The sequence below is a fragment of the Bradyrhizobium sp. genome, from assembly GCF_027451485.1.
In the GTDB taxonomy this organism is placed as follows: Bacteria; Pseudomonadota; Alphaproteobacteria; order Rhizobiales; family Xanthobacteraceae; genus Bradyrhizobium.
Genome location: NZ_DAIDJE010000064.1, coordinates 1 through 18,740, shown reverse-complemented (window position 1 = coordinate 18,740; position 18,740 = coordinate 1). Strand labels below are relative to the sequence as shown.

Here is an 18,740-nt window from a genome sequence, read left to right as displayed (position 1 = left end):
CGCGTGACCCGCGTTCCATTGGCTTCGCGGGAAATCGCCGGTGTCCTCAACCTGCGCGGCCGGATCGTCACCGTCATCGACATGCGCGCCCGCCTTGGCTTGCCGAAAAACGATGATGGCAAGCCGCCGATGGCGGTTGGCGTCGATCTGCGCGGCGAATCCTATGGTCTCTTGATCGACCAGATCGGCGAGGTGCTGCGGCTGCCCGACGAAAGCCGGGAAGAAAATCCGGTCAATCTCGATCCCCGCATGGCCAAACTAGCCGGAGGCGTGCACCGCCTCGACGGCCAATTGATGGTCGTGCTGGATGTCGACCGTGTGCTCGAACTTTCGCCCGAGATGATGGCGGCTTGAGGTCTGACGAAAGCGCAGCGAAGAACCCAACTGTTTTCCAAGTATAAAGGCAACGACAATGAAGACATGTCTGGTCGTGGATGACTCGAGCGTCATCCGAAAGGTTGCAAGGCGCATTCTGGAAGGTCTGGATTTCCAGATCGTCGAAGCTGAAGATGGCGAGAAGGCGCTGGAGGTCTGCAAACGCGGCCTGCCCGAAGCCATTCTGCTCGACTGGAACATGCCGATCATGGATGGCTACGAATTCCTCGGCAATCTGCGCCGCATGCCCGGCGGCGACCAGCCGAAGGTGGTGTTCTGCACGACGGAAAACGACGTCGCCCACATTGCGCGGGCGCTTCACGCAGGCGCCAATGAGTACATCATGAAGCCGTTCGACAAGGATATCGTTACGGCCAAATTCCAGGAAGTCGGCCTGATCTGATTGCGTGTGCCTATCCGGCGGCTTGCGGGCCCCGGCGATGCCGCAGGCGCTACGTCTATTGCGGCTGGTGAGTTGAGTTCGGTTGGTGAGTATGAGCGTTGCGTTGACAAGTCCGGCGGCTCCTGGCCCGGTGCAGCAAGAACCGCTGAGGGTGATGCTGGTTGATGATTCCGTCGTCATCAGGGGCATGATTTCCCGCTGGCTTGGGTCTGAACCCGACATCGTCGTGGCCGCGGCGCTGCGCACCGGCCGCGAGGCGGTCAACCAGCTCGAGCGAATCAACCCTGATATTGCCGTGCTTGATATCGAAATGCCGGAGCTGGACGGCATTTCCGCGCTGCCGCTGTTGCTTGCGAAGAAGCGCAACCTGATCGTCATCATGGCGTCGACGCTGACGCGCCGCAATGCGGAGGTCAGCTTCAAGGCGTTGTCGCTTGGCGCCTCAGACTATATCCCGAAGCCGGAAAGCACACGCGAAGCTTCCGCCGCAGAGATTTTCCGCCACGATCTGGTGCGGAAGATCAGGCATCTCGGCGCCAAGGTTCGCCGCGCGTCGCATCCAACCGCCGCCCCCTCGCTGGCGCCGGCATCCGGCCCGATGCGGGAGACGGTGGCCCGCGCGCCCGTCGCCTCGCCTCCGGTGGTCCGGCGCAGCTTCTCGACGCAAAATCCACGCGTGCTTCTGATCGGTTCATCGACCGGCGGCCCGCAGGCGCTGATGAGCGTCGTCGCCGAGATCGGTCCAGTGATCGATCGTTTCCCGGTGCTGATTACCCAGCACATGCCGCCGACGTTCACCACGATCCTGGCCGAGCATCTGGCGCGCTCCAGTCACCGACCGGCGCGGGAAGCGGTCGATGGCGAGGCGGTCAAGGCCGGTCACATCTATCTCGCGCCGGGCGGCCGGCATATGCGTGTGGCGCGCCACGGAACGGAGGCGGTCATCGCCCTCGACGACGGCCCGCCGGTGAATTTCTGCAAGCCTGCGGTCGATCCTCTGTTCGCCTCCGCCGTCGAGGTCTGGCAGGGCTCCATTCTGGCGGTGATCCTGACCGGGATGGGCTCGGACGGTATGCGCGGCGGCAAGGATATTGTCGCTGCCGGCGGCAGCGTGATCGCGCAGGACGAAGCGACAAGCGTGGTGTGGGGCATGCCGGGCGCAGCCGTTCATGCCGGCATTTGCTCGGCGGTGCTGCCGCTCAATCAAATCGCACCGAAACTGGTGAGGCTGTTTTCAGGAGATCGCTCGTGACGCCGTTGGATTATGAGTTCTTGCGGAAGCTCCTGAAGGAGCGTTCCGGGCTCGATCTGTCCGCCGACAAGCAATATCTGGTCGAGAGCCGGCTGGTGCCGCTGGCGCGCAAGGCGAATCTGGCCGGCATTACCGACCTCGTGCAGAAGATGAAGGCGGGAGCTGCGGAGCCGCTGATTGCCGAAGTGGTCGAGGCCATGACCACCAACGAGACCTTCTTCTTCCGCGACAAGACCCCCTTCGATCACCTCAAGGACACGATGCTGCCGGCCTTGCTGCAGGCACGCGCCGCCCGGCGCTCGCTGCGTATCTGGTGCGCAGCTTCTTCCACGGGACAGGAGCCGTATTCAATCGCGATGTGCCTGAAAGGGCTGGGCGCCGCGCTCGCAGGCTGGAAGATTGACATCGTCGCGACCGACCTCTCGCAGGGCGTTCTGGAAAAGTCCAAGGCCGGTATCTTCAGTCAGTTCGAGGTTCAGCGCGGCCTGCCGATTCAGCTCCTTGTCAAGCATTTCACTCAAATCGGCGACATGTGGCAGCTCAACGCCGATATCCGCTCGATGGTCCAGCATCGCCAGCTCAACCTGCTCCAGGATTTTAGCCATCTCGGAACCTTCGACATCATCTTCTGCCGCAATGTCCTGATCTATTTCGACCAGGATACCAAGGTCGGCATTTTCGAACGCATGTCGAAGCTGGTCGAAGGCGACGGCTTCCTGGTGCTTGGTGCGGCCGAGTCCGTGGTGGGCATTTCGGATGCCTTCAGGCCCTATCCGGATCGGCGCGGGCTCTACCGGCCGAACTCGACCCGCGGCGTAAAGCCGATGCTTGCGGGCGCCATGCTGCAAAAGAGTGCAGCCCTCGCCGCAGGCCGTTAAGGCGCAGGCCCGGCGTCGCTCAAGGTCGGTGTGGCAGAAGGCGCGAGGCGTGTTGCCGTCTTCGGCGTTCGGTTCGTCCTCGAAATGGCAGGCAGCAAGCTAGGATGGCCGGGAGCCATCTCCCACAGCAAGGCGAGCACGCCCTTGTGGATCCTGAATAGTCCAGCAGCGCGCCTTATCCGCAGCCGGGCGCTTGTGATGCTCGGCGGCAATGCGCCTGAAGGTGTCGTCGAACTCCTTCGTGAAACTATTATGCGCGGACCCAAAAGGCGGGCCTTGAGCTCGAGGCCTAACTCTACACGACATTGGCCGAAGCGCTGATCGCCCTCGGCTCCGCCTCCGCGAGAAAGACCGCGATCGAGGCAAGAGATCTGGCGCGTCGACGCGCGATGCGACTTGCGGAGCCAGAGGCTGACGGGCTGCTGGCACTTCTTGATGGCCATCCGGACGAGACGGGCCATGGCGCGGGTTCACGGGAGCCCGACACCGCGTGACGGCTTGCGACTGCCGGCCGATGCCCAAATAAAAAACCCCGCCATTTGCGGCGGGGTTCAGTCTGGGAGGAGTGAGCCTACGGGCTCGCACGAAAGCTCAGGCGGGAATGCGCTCTTCATGCTCGTGCGGCTCGCGCAGCACATAACCGCGGCCCCACACGGTTTCGATGAAGTTGCGGCCTTCCGAAGCATTCGCAAGCTTCTTGCGCAGCTTGCAGATGAAGACGTCGATGATCTTCAGTTCCGGCTCGTCCATTCCGCCGTAGAGGTGGTTGAGGAACATTTCCTTGGTGAGCGTGGTGCCCTTGCGGAGCGAAAGCAGCTCCAGCATCTGGTATTCCTTGCCGGTCAGATGCACGCGCTGGCCGCCGACTTCCACCGTCTTGGTGTCGAGATTGACGACAAGATCGCCGGTCTGGATGACGGACTGGGCGTGACCCTTTGAGCGGCGCACGATCGCATGGATGCGGGCGACCAGTTCGTCCTTGTGGAAGGGCTTGGTCATATAGTCGTCGGCGCCGACGCCGAGACCCTTGACCTTGTCTTCGATGCCGGCGAGACCCGAGAGGATCAGAATAGGTGTCTTGATCTTGGAGACCCGGAGCTGCTTGAGCACGTCGTAGCCGGACATGTCGGGCAGGTTGAGGTCGAGAAGGATAATGTCGTAGTCGTAAAGCTTGCCGAGATCGACGCCTTCTTCGCCGAGATCCGTCGTATAGACGTTAAAGCTCTCGGATTTCAGCATCAACTCGATCGACTGCGCGACGGCGCTGTCATCTTCTATCAGCAAAACGCGCATGCCAGTCCCCTATAGTCGCCGCTCCGGGCGTCAGGTCGGCCGCACTTGCGGCACTCAAAACGCCTTTGAACAACTGATTCGGATCCTGACGGGATATGGTTAACAAAATCTGATTCTGATCCGCAAGGCCTTAAGGTGCAATTTTTTTCGAATCGCCCTAAGATATTGCGTCGAAGCAGCTTTTCGTATCCGATCTCGTTCAAGCTCTACATGAAGAGGCGGGGTTAACCGACTCTCAAGACTCGCCCTTCGTTGACGCAGGTCGAGCGCACTCAGTCACCAAAGACAGTGACGTAATGATTAATGATGCGAGTAAACACCAAGTTAAGGGCGGGACCCTTCCTTGTGAAAACTTAAGGTTTTCGCAATGAAGGCGCTCGCCGAACAGATCAGCGACATCGACGGCATCAATATCTATGGCCGTGTGGTCGGTGTTCGTGGCCTGATGGTGGAGATCGCAGGTCCCATCCACGCCATGAGCGTCGGTGCGCGCATCGTCATCGAAACCGGCGGAAATCGTCCGATCCCCTGCGAGGTCATAGGCTTCACCGGAAACAATGCAGTGGTGATGCCGTTCGCGGGGCTTGATGGGGTGAGGCGCGGCTGCCGCGCGGTGATCGGCAATTCAGGCAACCAGGTGCGTCCGTCGCCGAGATGGCTCGGGCGGGTGCTGAACGCCCTGGGCGAACCGATCGACGGCAAGGGGCCACTGGAACAGGGCGCCTCGCCGGTGGCTTACCGCAACGCTCCGCCGCCGGCGCATTCGCGCAAGCGGGTCGGTGCGCCCCTCGATCTCGGCGTGCGCGCACTCAACACCTTCCTGACCTGCTGCCGCGGTCAGCGTCTCGGCATCTTCGCCGGCTCCGGCGTCGGCAAGTCGGTGCTGCTGTCGATGCTGGCGCGCAATGTCGACGCCAACATCACGGTGATCGGTCTGATCGGCGAACGGGGCCGCGAGGTGCAGGAATTCTTGCAAGACGACCTCGGCGAGGAGGGCCTCGCCCGCTCGGTGGTGGTGGTCGCCACCTCCGATGAGCCCGCGCTGATGCGGCGCCAGGCGGCTTACCTGACACTCGCCATCGCCGAGCATTTCCGCGACGAAAACCAGGACGTGCTGTGTCTGATGGACTCGGTAACGCGCTTTGCGATGGCCCAGCGCGAGATCGGCCTTTCGGCCGGCGAACCGCCGACGGCCAAGGGCTATACGCCGACCGTGTTTACCGAGTTGCCGAAGCTGCTGGAACGCGCCGGACCGGGCGTCGGCACCGGCACCATCACCGGCATCTTCACGGTGCTGGTCGATGGCGATGACCATAATGAACCGATCGCGGACGCCGTCCGCGGCATCCTGGACGGACACATTGTAATGGAACGGCGTATCGCCGAGCGCGGCCGGTTTCCGGCGATCAACATCCTGAAATCGGTCTCGCGCACCATGCCGAAATCGGCCGACCCGGCCTTCCTGCCGGTCATCACCAAGGCGCGACAGGTCATGTCGACCTATTCGGACATGGAGGAGTTGATCCGGCTCGGCGCCTATAAAGCGGGCTCAAGCCCGGAGGTGGACGAAGCGATCCGCCTGCACGAACCGCTGGAGGCCTTTTTGCGCCAGGCCAAGGACGAGAGTACGCCGCTCAAGGAAGGTTACGGCCGATTAGATCGGATCCTGAAAGGTTTGGAAACGGAACGCTAACTTTGTCAGGCCATCATCCGCGCCACGGTTGTAATGCCGGCGGGGTCCCACGGGGAAGCCGGCGCTGTCCCTTAGCCAGATTGGGACTTCTGGGGAGTATGAGTCGATGAAGTCACGTGAAACGCTTATCCGTCTGAAGAAATTTCAGGTCGACGAAAAGCGCCGCAGGGTCTCCCAGATCGAAGCCATGATCGCTGACTTTCAGCGCATGTCGGTCGACCTGGAGCGCGAAATCCAGAGCGAACAGGAACGCGCCGGCATCAACGATCCCTCGCACTTCGCTTATCCGACCTATGCCAAGGCGGCGATCCAGCGTCGGGAAAATCTCACCCGTTCCGCCGACGAACTGCGCGTTCAACTCGAGGAGGCGCGCGGGCTGTTGGCCGAAGCGTTTGACGAACTCAAGAAGGTCGAGTTGCTGGATGAGCGCGACCAGGCGCGCGAGCGCGCCGAAGAGAGCGCCCGCGAGCAGGCCGACATGGATTCGATCGGCCTGATGCGGGCCAGGATCGGGGCGATCGCTTAGAGCGCGCCGCATCGCTCGACATCGCTTCGACTGCTGAAACCCGGATGTTGCAACGTCCGGGTTTTTGCGTTCTGCCTGTCGTCGCGACATTCATCCAGAGGCTTGCCGCAGTGGACGGATTTGGCGAAAGATGTGATACCAGACACGGGGAATGCCTCTAGTGCCCACTTTCCAAAAGCTCATGCTCCATCGCAGCATCCACCCTCACGGACTTCGGAAAGTCGCGGGTACTGGCAAACATTTTGATTCTGGTACCGCGTTATCGATCTGAACTCTCTGCTCGAATTCGCCGTTTGTGGGGAAGGCACTTCAGATCGGCATAACCGGGCAGCGCGATTTTGGGGGCGCAATGCTGACGCCAGCTGAGCTGGTCTGGCTGATTGCCGCGGTCGCGAAGGGCGACGAGGCCGCCTTCGAGCGGCTCTATGCGGCAACGCGGGCGAAACTTTTCGGCGTCGTTTTGCGTATCTTGCGCCGGCAGGATCTCGCCGAGGAGGTCATACAGGAAGCTTACGTCAAGATCTGGAACAGCGCAGCACAGTTCAATCCTGGCCAGTCTTCGCCGATCACCTGGATGGCGGCGATTGCGCGCAATCGAGCCATCGATGTCGTGCGCAAGCGCAGCGAGGCGTCGATCGAGGAGGAGCCGGCCGCGATGGAAGTGGCAGCCGACGCGCCCGATCCCCTGGCGCGCCGTGAAATGACGGAAGACTTGAAGCGGCTTCTGGAGTGTGTCGGGCGGCTCGATCCCGACCGGCAAAGGCTTGTGCTGCTGGCCTACTATAACGGCTGGAGCCGCGAGCAACTCGCGGAGAAATTCTCAGCGCCAGTGAACACCGTAAAGACATGGCTGCGCCGCAGCATGATGGACATCAGGGAGTGCCTCGGACTTTGATGGCCTATAGCGACGACCATATCGCGCTCGCTGCGGAATATGCACTCGGCACACTTGATGCCAATGAGCGCGCGCAGGTCGAAAGCATGATGTCCGCCGACCGGGGCTTTGCGGACGTGGTTCTCGCCTGGGAACACAGGCTCGGCGTGCTCAACCAGATGGTCGGATCGGTCGAGCCGCGCCCGGAAGTGTGGGACAAGATCAGAGCCGCAATCGGCCATTCAGAGCCGCAGCCGCCGGTCCTGCAGTCGCCGACCGAGCCGCCGCCGCTTGCGCCCGAGGTCGAGGCCGCGCCGGCTGTTTCCGCCGATACGTCCAACCTGATCCGGCTGGAAGGTCGTGCGCGTCGCTGGCGCCTGGTCGCGGCCGCAACGTCAGCCATTGCGGCGGCCCTGTTGATGCTGATCGGGATTGGCGTGTCGATGCCGGATCTGTTGCCAGACAATATGCGGCCGAAGCCGAAGACGGAAGTCGTGGAAGCCAGGTTGCCGCCTGCCCCTCAACCATCGGCGCAGTATGTCGCTATGCTTCAGAAAGAGGGCGGCGGCCCGGCGTTCATCCTCACCGTCGACGGAGCGACGCGGGATTTTACCGCGCGCAAGCTCGGCGTCTCCGCCGAAGCGGGCTCGAGCTACGAGTTGTGGCTGATCTCCGACAAGCTGCCTAAGCCGCGTTCGCTGGGCGTGATCGGCGCCAACGAATTCACCTCGCGTCCGGTGCTCGCCGCCTATGATGCCGACCTCGTAAAGTCCGCCACCTACGCGGTGACGATCGAACAGGCCGGCGGATCACCCGACGGCAATCCGCATTCCGCGCCGATCCTGACAGCCAAGCTGATCGAAACCGTGCCGCCCCCTTCGCGCTAGCGCGATGCTCCGCCAAGGCGGTTGCAAAAAAAAGAAAACGCCCGTGGGGAGCGGGCGTTTTCTGGGGGCCAACTTGGGGGACAGTTGGGTCTTCCATTATCCACGCAGCGACTTTGGGGGGCTGGTAAAGCGCTACGTGAATTCACAAAACTCTTATCGGACCACCATCGTGTTCGAACTGGTTACAACAACCGGCTTGCCTGCCTTGACGACGCGCGCGGTCTGCGTCGAGCCGTCATCCGAAAACGTGCGAGCCGAAATTCCAAAGCCTGCGACCGCGATACCCGCGACCAACGCCATCACCACGATTTTCAGGTGCGTCGTGCGATCGGCGCTGTAAATCGAGTGATTCATCCATGCCTCCTGCCGCCTGCCCTCGTTCACCGGATTCGTCGTCCTGATCCACCGACAGGTTCATTCACCTTCCGCTAACAAACGTAAGAACCCGGCTGTCGTTTCCACAAGAGCGATCACAAAGCAGTGATCGGTCGTGATCCGCCGCGATCTATTCTGCGGCGGAATGTGGAAAACTCAAAATATATCATGAATACAGCAACTTAGTAGCTTCCCGAGACCTCTGATCGGCCCAGGGCTGCAAGGCCGCAGATTACGGAAAATAAAGAAATCAGTTGCTTGTGGCTGAAAAGCACATGCCGCGCTCGCTGCTTCGCGAACCGGATTCGCCGATTCCGGGCCGCTTGAGCCCGATTGCCATCAGACGCTGCCGACCGTTTTCAACCGTGCGCGGGGATGGATTTCGGCCTGCGACAACACCGTGGTCTGGGCACGGAAGCGCTCGACCAGCGAACGGACGAAGGGCCGGATCGAGGCGGACGTCACCAGCACCGGCGACTCGCCCTCGCGCGCGGCCTGTTCAAAACGATCGCGCACGATCGTCATGAATTCGGACAGGCGCGACGGCTGCATGGCGAGGCTGCGCTCTTCGCCCTGGCCGACCAGCGACTCGGCAAAGGCCTGCTCCCATTTCGCCGACAGCGCGATCAGCGGCAGGTATCCGTTGAACGTGGTGTTCTGTGCGCAGATCTGCCGCGCCAGGCGGGCACGGACGTGCTCGACCACCGTCGCCGGGTTGCGCGAGAAGGCGAGTGCGTCGGCGATGCCTTCGAGAATGGTGGAGAGATCGCGGATCGAGATGCGTTCGGCGAGCAACAGTTGGAGGACGCGCTGGATGCCGGAGATGGTGATCTGCGCCGGCACGATATCCTTGACCAGTTCGCCCTGCTCCTTGGGCAGCTCCTTGATCAGCTTCTGCACCTCGCCATAGGACAACAGGTCCGACATGTTGTTCTTGAGCAGTTCGGTCAGATGCGTCGACATCACGGTCGCGGCATCGACCACCGTGTAGCCCTTCAGCGAGGCCTCCTCCTTCAGGCTGGCGTCGATCCAGGTCGCCGGCAGGCCAAAGGTCGGCTCGGTGGTGTGGATGCCCGGCACGTCCACCTGTCCGCCGCCGGGGTCCATCGCCATGAACTGGTTCGGCCAGATTCGACCCGTGCCGGCATCCACTTCCTTGATCTTGATGACGTAGCTGTTGGCCTCGAGCTGCACATTGTCGAGGATACGCACGGAAGGCATCACGAATCCCATTTCGATCGCGAGGGATTTGCGCAGCGCCTTGATCTGATCCGTCAGCCGATCGGTGCCGTCGGGGCCGTTCACCAGCGGCAGCAAGGCATAACCGAGCTCGATCTTGAGATCATCGATCTTCAGCGCCGCCGAAATCGGTTCTTCCTCCGCGGCCGCGTTGGCGGCTGCCGGCGCCGCCGATGCGCCTGCGTCAGCCTGCGCTGCGGCGTGCTTGTGCTTGCGGGCATAGAACGCCAGCGCCGCGGCGCCCCCGCCGAGCGCCAGGAACGGCAGCATCGGAATGCCGGGCAGGAGGGAAAGCACCAGCATCACGCCTGATGACATGCCGAGCGCCTGCGGATAGCCGGAGAGCTGCTTCATCAGCGCCTTGTCGGCCGCACCCGACACGCCGGCCTTGGAGACCAGCAGGCCGGCCGCGGTGGAGACGATCAGCGCCGGAATCTGCGTGACGAGGCCATCGCCGACGGTCAGAAGCGTGTATGTGTGGGCGGCTTCGGAAAAGCTCAGCGACTGCTGCGCGACACCGATAATGATGCCGCCGACGATGTTGATGAATACGACAAGCAGGCCCGCGACCGCGTCGCCGCGCACGAATTTCGAGGCGCCGTCCATGGCGCCGAAGAAGCCGCTTTCGTCTTCCAGCGCCCTGCGGCGCTCCTTGGCGACCTTCTCGTCGATCAGGCCGGCCGACAGGTCGGCGTCGATCGCCATCTGTTTGCCCGGCATCGAATCGAGGTGGAAACGCGCGGCGACTTCGGCGATGCGGCCCGAACCCTTGGTGATGACGACGAAATTCACGATCACCAGAATCGCAAAGACGATGATGCCGATAACGAAATTGCCGCCCATCACGAAGCCGCCGAAGGCTTGGATCACATGGCCGGCGGCGTCGGTACCCTCGTGACCGTGCGACAGGATCAACTTGGTCGAAGCCAGGTTGAGCGACAGCCGCAGCATGGTCGAGATCAAAAGGATGGTCGGGAACGACGAGAATTCCAGCGGCGCCTGGATGAACAGCGATGTCATCAGGATCAGGATCGACAGCGTGATCGAGATCGCCAGGAACAAATCGAGGATGACCGAGGGCAGGGGAAGGATCAGCACCACCAGAATGGTGAGAATGCCGAAGGCGAGCATCAGGTCGCCGCGCTTGATGATGTTGCCGATTTCGCTGAGGCTGAAGCGATTGCTGAAGGGGGCGGCCGCGCCCTGACCAGCCGTGACATCGACCATGGAACCCGACTCCTCCCGCGAATGCCGTTCACGGCGGCCAAACGCCTGCGCGGCGGGGGCAGGCCCGCCGTTTCGAAAGTGAGGCACCGCACTGGCGTCCACGAGGTCCTCCCCCGTACTTCACGCAGCTGACGACACTCGACTTCGTTACCTGGGCAATTTTTGCCCGGTGTATGGTTAGCAAAGGGTTAATGCTGCAGAGATTTGGGATAACAAGGCGTAAGCAGCCGTCAGGCGAACGCCTTCCCCAAGGTATCCACCATCACACGAAGCGACCGGTCATGACGGGTGATGGCGGGCACCGGCCGGTCGATCTTCAGCAGCTGATAGGCCGCCATCTGCGCCGCCCGCACGGAATATTCCACCGTGAACACGACGTCGTCGGCGATCTCGACGAACTGGCTGACAAAGGCGAGATTCTTCGAATTCGGTGGCACCGGCAGCGGCCGGTCGGATTTCTTGCGTGGCATGAACATGCTGGTGATATAGGGCATCCGGCATGGAATGCAGCTCGCCGTCTCGAACACGCCCGGGTCGAAGTTGAGATGGCCGCAGAGCTCGCGAAGGATCTCGGCCCCGCCGCAGTCTGACATCGGCTTCGCGACGAAGTCGCCGACCCGGTCGGGGTGCAGGGCATAGCCCCAGAACACCTGCTCGTTGGCGGCCTGATCGGGGAAATGCGGCTGATGGTACAGCACGACCGACATCAACCAGCTGGAATCCTTGAAGGTGACGAGCCCGCCGGTACCGGCTTCGTTGCCGGTGAAAGCCTGCATCTGCTCGAAGAAGCGATGGTCATCGCGGCAGGTGACGGTGAACGAAGCCCAGTAGGATTCCGGGATCGAGGAGTTGAAGGCGGCCGGATTGCCGAATTCGGGACGGCCGGAAGCGATCTTCTCCCAAAGTTCCCAGCCGCCGCTGTTGCGCTTTGTCAGCCGCGGCGGCGGCATCGTCATCGAACCGATGCTTGATGCGTCGGTCATGGAGGCGTTCTGAAAGAATACCAGATCATCCTTGTCCAGCGTGGCGGTGCGGCTCGTGCCGTCCGATTTGATGGTCAGGCTCCTCACCGCGAGCTTGCCGTCGTCCGGCGCAAGTTCCATGTCGGTGACGCGCGCGCCGCGCTCGAAATTGACGCCATGCTTGCCGAGCCAGTTCGTCAGCGGCCGCACGATCGCGTCATACTGGTTGTAGACGGTGCGCTTCACGCCGCCCAGCGTCTCGAGACGGGGAAACTCGCTCATGAAGCGGTGCAGATAGCGCCTGAGCTCGACCGCGCTGTGCCACGGCTGGAAGGCAAAAGTGGTCTGCCACATGTACCAGAAATTGGTCGCGAAGAATGGCGGTGACAGCCAGTCGGTGATGCGGCTGTCGCCGAGTTCCTCCTCCGACGCCTCGATCAACCGCAACAGCTCCACCCGGTCATGCATGGTGAAACCCATCGAGGTCACATCAATCTTGAAGCGATTGCGATCGACCAGGCGGGCGCGCGAATGGGCCTGGTGCTCGAGGTTGAAGGTGATGGTCTCGTCACGCACCGAAAGGCCGGGATGGGCGAGCGAGGGAATGCTCGAAAGCAGGTCCCATGTGCATTCAAAATGGTCCGTCGTGAGCATGCGGCCGCCGCGCAACGAGTACGACCCGTCGGGCAGTCTGATGCCGTCCAGACTGCCGCCGAGCAATGGCAACTGCTCGTAGACGGTGATGTTGCTACCGGCGAGACCGCCGTCGCGGATCAGGAAAGCGGCTCCCGCGAGCGATCCGATGCCGCCGCCGATGAAATGAGCCTTCATGCAAAACCCGGTCAGTTGAACAATGGCAACACACGAGCCGATCGGGCCCGACCGTCGTTGTGCATTATTCGGCGTTCGCGCTGACCTGAGTTGACCTGCATCAATTGGCGGGTGGGCTTAGAAAGCGCCACGCCAGCGGCCCTCATTGTGCCGCGTGGCATGTGCATGCCTATTATCGCGGCATTGTGGGTTGACCCTGGGCAGCCTGCCGATCAAATTGCGTCGGCCGTGGACATCGCCTCAGACCTCACCCGACATTCGCCGGCTTCCATGCCCGACTCGCGCCAAGCCTGGATTCAGCTTGGCTTCGCCCTTTTGATCGGCTCCATCGGGGCCGTCGGAATGTGGACTGTCGTGGTGGTTTTGCCGATCGTCCAGACCGAGTTCTCGGCGACCCGTGGTGCGGTGTCGCTGGCCACCACCATGGTCTTCCTCGGCTTTGGACTTGGCGGCGTCGTTACGGGGCGGATCACCGATCGGTTCGGCATCGTGGCCGCGATCGCGCTCAGCATCGCCGTTCTCGGCATTTCCTTCGTCCTCGCCGGGCTTGCGGCTGCGCTTTGGCAATTCAACGCCATCTACTTCCTGATTGGACTTGGTACGTCCGCAACCTTTGCGCCGCTGATGGCAGAAGTGTCGCACTGGTTCGTGCGCTATCGCGGGCTTGCGGTGACGATCGTTGCCAGCGGCAATTATGTCGGAGGTACGATCTGGCCGCCGCTGGTCAATTGGGGCGTGCAATCGATCGGCTGGCGTTCCACCCACATCGCCATCGGCATCTTCTGCGCCGTGACGATGGCGCTTCTGCTGTTCGGCTTGCGTGCGATCATGGGCAGCGACGGTGCGCGCGATCATGCCAACGCGCCTCCGCCGCAGATCGATCTTCATCTCTCGAAAAATGCGCTCACCGTGCTCTTGTCGATCGCCAGCGTCTCCTGCTGCGTAGCGATGGCCATGCCCCAGGTTCACATCGTCGCCTATTGCGGTGACCTCGGTTATGGCGTGGCGCGCGGCGCCGAGATGCTGTCGTTGATGATGGGGCTGGGCATTGTCAGCCGGATCGGTTCGGGTTTGCTCGCCGACCGGATCGGCGGCATCCGAACGCTGTTGATCGGATCTGCAGCGCAGGGCTTTGCGCTGCTGTTCTATCTGTTCTTCGACAGCCTCACTTCGCTCTACATCATTTCGGGGATGTTCGGCCTGTTCCAGGGCGGCATCGTGCCGAGCTACGCCATCATCGTGCGCGAGGCCATGCCGGCGCGAGAGGCTGCAACCCGCGTCGGCATCGTCATCTTCGCTTCCGTGTTCGGCATGTCATTCGGCGGCTGGGTGTCGGGCGTGATCTTCGACGCTACCGGCTCTTACGGGGCCGCATTCCTCAACGGGCTCGGCTGGAACGCTCTCAACTTCACCATCATCGTGGGGCTGTTGATCAGGAGCCGGCAGCGCTTGGCGATGGCCTGAGATTGACGTGCGGCTATCGGCCGGTTTTGCGCGCTGACTGCTATCTCGCACCGGCCTTCAACGCCGGAGCGTTAAAATTCCCATCGTCGAAATCCGTCGGCGTGCACTGGACGACGAGGCGGAAGACGCTTCTGCACTTCGGGCACTCATACTGCCGCACCTCGTGGCGATTGCGCGTGGGCCGGATGCTGACCAGGGTCCGCTCGAGTTTGCAGGTTATGCAGATCGGTGTCGCCGTCATGTCAGTTGCCTTTTCCCGTGGTGGTTGTCGTATTCCGCGCACTCTATCTCGCCTGCCGGCATTCACCGGTTAATTTGGCGGACCGTGTGAATACGGCCCGGGAGACTACGGGCTCGTGCCGCCTGATTGACGTTCCTGCACCACAAGCGGCGAATTCGATCCGGAAACGTCACGGGAATCGTACTGACGCCCAAACTTGCCACGAGCCGCCGGCTATCGACATTCAGGCCATGAAAAACGTGGGATAAGTGGCGACTTGGGCGCGGTATGACGAGCGGGCGCGACACGACTGTCGTAAATTCAAGTCCCGGGAGTAGTGGGACGTTGATCTTATCTCCGGCGCATCTGTTTGCGGCGCTGGCGTGTGAGGCATACGCGTTTGTGGCGTAGTCGTTTGTGGCCGCTTGGCGCCGACGCCAATATCCTTCTTTCGGATTTCATGATCGAACCAAATCCAGCCTGGCCGACCGCGGCCGAGACCACGAACATCCTGCGATTTCTGCACCGCTTTGCCGACCTGATGTCGAGCGGCTCCAATTCGCAGAACCTGCTATGCGCGGCAAGGATGCTTCAGGCGCACATCGACCTTCTGAACGAGACGGAGGAGTTGCTTCGGGTCGAGCGCGCGATGAGCGATGCGAACGCGGAGGCCCGCAAGGCACTTGAGGGCAGGATCGGGGCTTTCGAAATTGAAATCCTGACCCTGAAATCGAAGCTCACCGAGCAGCAGTCGTGGAGCGAAGGCGTCCTCGCCGAATTGGAGCGGCGGATCGCTGAGTCCGTGCGGCGTGCCGAGCAGGCGGAAGCCCGTCTGACGATTCTTAATGAGATACCTCCTGCCATTGCATTCGGTTCGATTGCCGTTCCGCTGTCGATCCTGCAGGTCGCCAGGGCGCAATTTGCATCACTGGCGCGAACTTTCGAGAAGTCCGGCGATATCGTCTCGCAGGCCATGTGCGAGGCCGGCGCATTGAGCCTCGATCGGGCCATTCTCGATGCCGGCGGGTCCGATGTCGCCGAAGGTCGTTCCCAGCACGCGGCTTGAAGCGCGCGGGACGCCCAAACCTCCCGCGATTGGGATAAGATAGCAGATTGCGTCGGCATTCATGCCGCGGGAGACCCTATTCCGATGACCGATATCCCAAAGGCATCTCCGCCAAAGCTGCCGGTCACTCTTGCCGATATCGAAGCGGCTGCCGCGACGCTTGCTGGCTTTGTGAAGCGTACGCCGTTTGATCACAGCCGCACGCTCTCAGAGATCACCGGCGCCGAGATCTGGCTCAAGTTCGAGAATCTGCAATTCACGGCGACCTTCAAGGAGCGCGGTGCGCTAAACCGCCTTACGGCGCTGTCAGTCGATCAGCGCAAGCATGGCGTGGTCGCGGCCTCGGCCGGCAATCACGCCCAGGGCGTCGCCTACCACGCGGCGCGCCTCTCGATCCCGGCCGCCATTTTCGTTCCGGTCGGCACGCCCACCATAAAGATCGAGAATACTCGCCGCCATGGCGCCACGGTGATTGAAGGCGGCGCAACGCTGGAGGAGGCGGCTGCCCTCGCCAGGACTTACGGCGAGGAGCGAGGCCTCACCTATATCCATCCCTATGACGATCCCCTGATCATCGCCGGCCAGGGCTCAGTTGCGCTGGAGATGCTGGCCTCACAGCCCGATCTCGATGCGCTGATCGTGCCGATCGGGGGCGGCGGCCTCATTTCCGGCATGGCGGTGGCGGCGAAGGCGCTCAAGCCCGGGATCGAGGTGATTGGGGTGCAGGCTGCGCTCTATCCCTCGATGTATAATGTGATCAAGAAGCAGTCGCTGCCGATGCGCGGCGACACGCTCGCCGAGGGCATTGCTGTCAAGACGCCCGGGGCGATCACATCCGAAATCGTGCGTCTGCTGGCCGACGACATTGTTCTCGTCACCGAGCCAGATCTCGAGCAAGCGCTGAGCCTGTTGTTGACGATCGAGAAGTCGCTCACCGAAGGCGCCGGCGCGGCAGGGCTTGCCGCCGTGCTCGCCGATCGAGCTCGTTTCAAGGGCCGCAAGCTCGGTCTGGTGTTGAGCGGGGGCAACATCGACACACGGCTGTTGTCGGGCGTATTGACCCGCCAGCTCGCCCGCGAGGGGCGTCTGTCGCGGCTGCGCTTCGACCTTGTTGATCGGCCCGGGCAACTTGCCGCAGTCGTTGCTGTCCTGAGCAACGCCGGCGCAAATATCGTCGAGGTCGCGCACCAGCGGATCTTCACGCTCTTGCCGGCCAAGGACGTCGTGCTGGAAGTCGTGATCGAGACCCGCGACAGGGCGCATTTGACATCGATCATCGAGGCGCTGCGCGCCGCCGATTTCAACGTCAATATTTGAATCCGGGCATGCGTTCACAAAGCGGATGGCACGACGCGGCGATCGCCGCCTCCCGCTCGAAAACGCTCTAGTTTTCTTGCTCGTCCTGTTTGGGGAATGGGTCTTGCGTCTTGCGCCCCAAGAACGTGTCCGGAGGCGGCTGCTCTAGAACCTCTCGCGCCTCCTTGATGGCCTCGCCAATGAGCCGGGTATGGTCTGTGTCCGGTTTTGTAGGATAATAAATGCGGTTGTTCGGCATGAGCCGCGCTCCCTGTTATGCAGGCGGGAGCGCTATTGGTCTCTCAGCCACCAGCGCCTACGGGCAGAGCCTCGGCCGGTGATGCGAGGACAATGCCGCCTTCGACGGATCGTTCCTCGTATCCCGATTGCGAGACTCAACGCACTTTTGCGGAGTGACGTTTCCAGCTTCGGAATCGAAAGGATACCGGCCAAGCTATTGATCCGGTGTCCACTCTCCGAAGCTCGCGATCCATCGCCCACCGCCTTCGCGAACCTTCTGGACTTCCGAGCCGTCACAGCGGGGAATTTTCAGGTTCTTTCGCCCGGCCGATCGGACATCGACGGTTCTGGCTCGACGAGCCCACTCATTGCGTGGAGCCACCTGGAGACCTGATTTGCTTCGGCGTCCAGCTCGTCGACGCGGTTGCTCAAGCTTTCAGCTGTTTGCGAATCTTCGGCGAACAGCGGTTCGCTGCGCAGCCTTTTTGCCAGCGTGGCTTCCTCGATGAGTGCGCCGAACAGCGACGACAGATAGGCCTCGCGGGCATCCGCTTGCCCGCTCAACAGGCTCTGAGCCGAGAAAGCGTGCCCCGAGCGACAACGATAGCGCAGGACACGCTGATCCTTCAGTTCATAAAGCGCGCTGCGGCAAGTGGGACAATTCAACCCGGATGGAAAGCTCATCTGTTCGAGCGACCACCAGTCCTCGACATTGAAGACGCCTTCGGCGATGCGATTCTCGATCTCCATCAGCTTTTCGAGCGCGGGTTCGGTTTCCGGCGGAGCATCGTTGGCAAGCTCCACAAGCAGGCGCGAGATTTGCTCGAGAGTACAAACTCTGTCGACCTTCATGTGTCGAATGGCACTCAATGGCATGGAACGAGCCGTCGCTTCACGGGGCTCCTGCACGATCGTGAAACCACCCCGGTCTTTGATGGCCAGTAGTCCTGACGTCCCGTCGTTGAGTTGCCCCGTGAGAACCACGCCCACAACGGCAGGGCCATAATTCACTGCGGCGGATCGAAACAGCGGATCAATCGCCGGCCGGGCAAGGTTTTCGTGCGGCCCGTGCGACAGGCGAATGTAGCCCTTTTGGAGGAGCATGTGACGATCCGGCGGCGCCACATAGACAGTGCCCGGTTCGAAGATGGTCCCCGTCTTCGGATGAACCGCGCGAAGCGGCCCCGCCTTGCTGAGTAAATACGGAAGCATGCCCGGGCTGTGAGAAGCCACGTGCTGGGTGATGAAAATCGGTGCCGGAAAATCCTTCGGCAATTTGGATATAAGCTCGGACAAGGCATCGATGCCGCTGAGCGAGGCTCCAATGACTACGATTCGATCCGTCATGGAAAAAATAAAGCAGAACGAGCTGCAATGGCGTTGAGCTAGATCAACCAGCCGCTGCCACCGCACAGCATTTTCAGCGAGCATCATGTTCGCGGATGATCGGCGCAGTTGTGCCAGCTGCGCGGTCGCGTTCTTAGCGCGGCCGCGGCTTTTTCGGAAATCCTGTCGAAAGGCCTGCGTGAGATGATAGTGTCCTGAATTTGTTTAAATGAATAGGCCGAGGCTGAAGGGGTTTATCCTCGGACAGGGAAGCACACTGGAGATTTACGATGACCAAACCTGCGATCCGGCT

The 18,740-nt window shown here is 61.7% G+C and carries 16 protein-coding genes; 11 read left to right on the top strand and 5 right to left on the bottom strand.

Annotation, left to right across the window (positions count from 1 at the left end; translation table 11 throughout):
- The 4 genes from NEZ08_RS09630 to NEZ08_RS09615 all read left to right on the top strand — a co-directional run.
- A partial coding sequence (locus tag NEZ08_RS09630; protein ID WP_298106386.1) for a chemotaxis protein CheW occupies positions 1 to 354 on the top strand: 354 nt, incomplete at its 5' end.
- Positions 355 to 412: 58 nt separating this feature from the next.
- Positions 413 to 778, top strand: coding sequence for a PleD family two-component system response regulator (locus NEZ08_RS09625; RefSeq protein ID WP_291571280.1), 366 nt, complete (start codon positions 413 to 415; stop codon positions 776 to 778).
- 91 nt (positions 779 to 869) lie between these two features.
- A complete protein-coding gene (locus NEZ08_RS09620) occupies positions 870 to 2,030 on the top strand; it encodes a chemotaxis response regulator protein-glutamate methylesterase (RefSeq protein WP_298106385.1) in 1,161 nt (386 codons plus the stop codon).
- A complete protein-coding gene (locus NEZ08_RS09615) occupies positions 2,027 to 2,908 on the top strand; it encodes a protein-glutamate O-methyltransferase CheR (RefSeq protein WP_298106384.1) in 882 nt (293 codons plus the stop codon). Before NEZ08_RS09620 ends, NEZ08_RS09615 begins: the two co-directional genes overlap by 4 nt.
- Positions 2,909 to 3,499: 591 nt before the next feature.
- Here the strand turns inward: NEZ08_RS09615 and ctrA are convergent.
- Positions 3,500 to 4,201: a response regulator transcription factor CtrA gene (gene ctrA, locus NEZ08_RS09610; RefSeq protein WP_008138878.1), complete on the bottom strand. Its 702-nt coding sequence runs from the start codon at positions 4,199 to 4,201 to the stop codon at positions 3,500 to 3,502.
- A 367-nt stretch (positions 4,202 to 4,568) separates the two neighbouring features.
- Here ctrA and fliI point away from each other — a divergent pair, with 367 nt between their 5' ends.
- The 4 genes from fliI to NEZ08_RS09590 all read left to right on the top strand — a co-directional run bounded on the left by fliI (position 4,569) and on the right by NEZ08_RS09590 (position 8,181).
- Positions 4,569 to 5,894: a flagellar protein export ATPase FliI gene (gene fliI, locus NEZ08_RS09605; protein WP_298106383.1), complete on the top strand. Its 1,326-nt coding sequence runs from the start codon at positions 4,569 to 4,571 to the stop codon at positions 5,892 to 5,894.
- 106 nt (positions 5,895 to 6,000) lie between these two features.
- Positions 6,001 to 6,420 (top strand): flagellar export protein FliJ, encoded by a 420-nt coding sequence (gene fliJ, locus NEZ08_RS09600; protein ID WP_298106382.1) that lies wholly within the window; start codon positions 6,001 to 6,003, stop codon positions 6,418 to 6,420.
- Positions 6,421 to 6,769: 349 nt separating this feature from the next.
- Positions 6,770 to 7,315, top strand: a complete 546-nt coding sequence (locus NEZ08_RS09595) for a sigma-70 family RNA polymerase sigma factor (RefSeq protein ID WP_298106381.1) — start codon at positions 6,770 to 6,772, stop codon at positions 7,313 to 7,315.
- Positions 7,315 to 8,181: an anti-sigma factor gene (locus NEZ08_RS09590; protein WP_298106380.1), complete on the top strand. Its 867-nt coding sequence runs from the start codon at positions 7,315 to 7,317 to the stop codon at positions 8,179 to 8,181. Before NEZ08_RS09595 ends, NEZ08_RS09590 begins: the two co-directional genes overlap by 1 nt.
- A gap of 153 nt (positions 8,182 to 8,334) precedes the next feature.
- On the opposite strand, the gene NEZ08_RS09585 is transcribed toward NEZ08_RS09590, so the two are convergent.
- From NEZ08_RS09585 to NEZ08_RS09575, 3 genes are all read right to left on the bottom strand, one after another.
- Positions 8,335 to 8,535, bottom strand: coding sequence for a hypothetical protein (locus tag NEZ08_RS09585; RefSeq protein WP_298106379.1), 201 nt, complete (start codon positions 8,533 to 8,535; stop codon positions 8,335 to 8,337).
- 360 nt (positions 8,536 to 8,895) lie between these two features.
- Positions 8,896 to 11,022 carry a flagellar biosynthesis protein FlhA gene (flhA, locus tag NEZ08_RS09580; RefSeq protein WP_298106378.1) on the bottom strand — a complete coding sequence of 709 codons (2,127 nt, stop codon included), beginning with the start codon at positions 11,020 to 11,022 and terminating at the stop codon, positions 8,896 to 8,898.
- A 230-nt stretch (positions 11,023 to 11,252) separates the two neighbouring features.
- Entirely contained in the window at positions 11,253 to 12,815 is a 1,563-nt protein-coding gene (locus NEZ08_RS09575) for an oleate hydratase (RefSeq protein ID WP_298106377.1), read from the bottom strand.
- A gap of 270 nt (positions 12,816 to 13,085) precedes the next feature.
- On the opposite strand from NEZ08_RS09575, the gene NEZ08_RS09570 reads away from it, so the two are divergent.
- From NEZ08_RS09570 to NEZ08_RS09560, 3 genes are all read left to right on the top strand, one after another.
- Positions 13,086 to 14,279, top strand: a complete 1,194-nt coding sequence (locus NEZ08_RS09570; RefSeq protein WP_298106376.1) for an MFS transporter — start codon at positions 13,086 to 13,088, stop codon at positions 14,277 to 14,279.
- Between the two features lie 680 nt (positions 14,280 to 14,959).
- Positions 14,960 to 15,565, top strand: a complete 606-nt coding sequence (locus tag NEZ08_RS09565; protein WP_298106375.1) for a hypothetical protein — start codon at positions 14,960 to 14,962, stop codon at positions 15,563 to 15,565.
- 84 nt (positions 15,566 to 15,649) lie between these two features.
- Positions 15,650 to 16,882, top strand: a complete 1,233-nt coding sequence (locus tag NEZ08_RS09560; protein ID WP_298106374.1) for a threonine ammonia-lyase — start codon at positions 15,650 to 15,652, stop codon at positions 16,880 to 16,882.
- A 528-nt stretch (positions 16,883 to 17,410) separates the two neighbouring features.
- Here the strand turns inward: NEZ08_RS09560 and NEZ08_RS09555 are convergent.
- Complete coding sequence (locus tag NEZ08_RS09555) at positions 17,411 to 18,535, bottom strand: chemotaxis protein CheB (protein WP_298106373.1); 1,125 nt, start codon at positions 18,533 to 18,535, stop codon at positions 17,411 to 17,413.
- Positions 18,536 to 18,740: the final 205 nt, after the last annotated feature.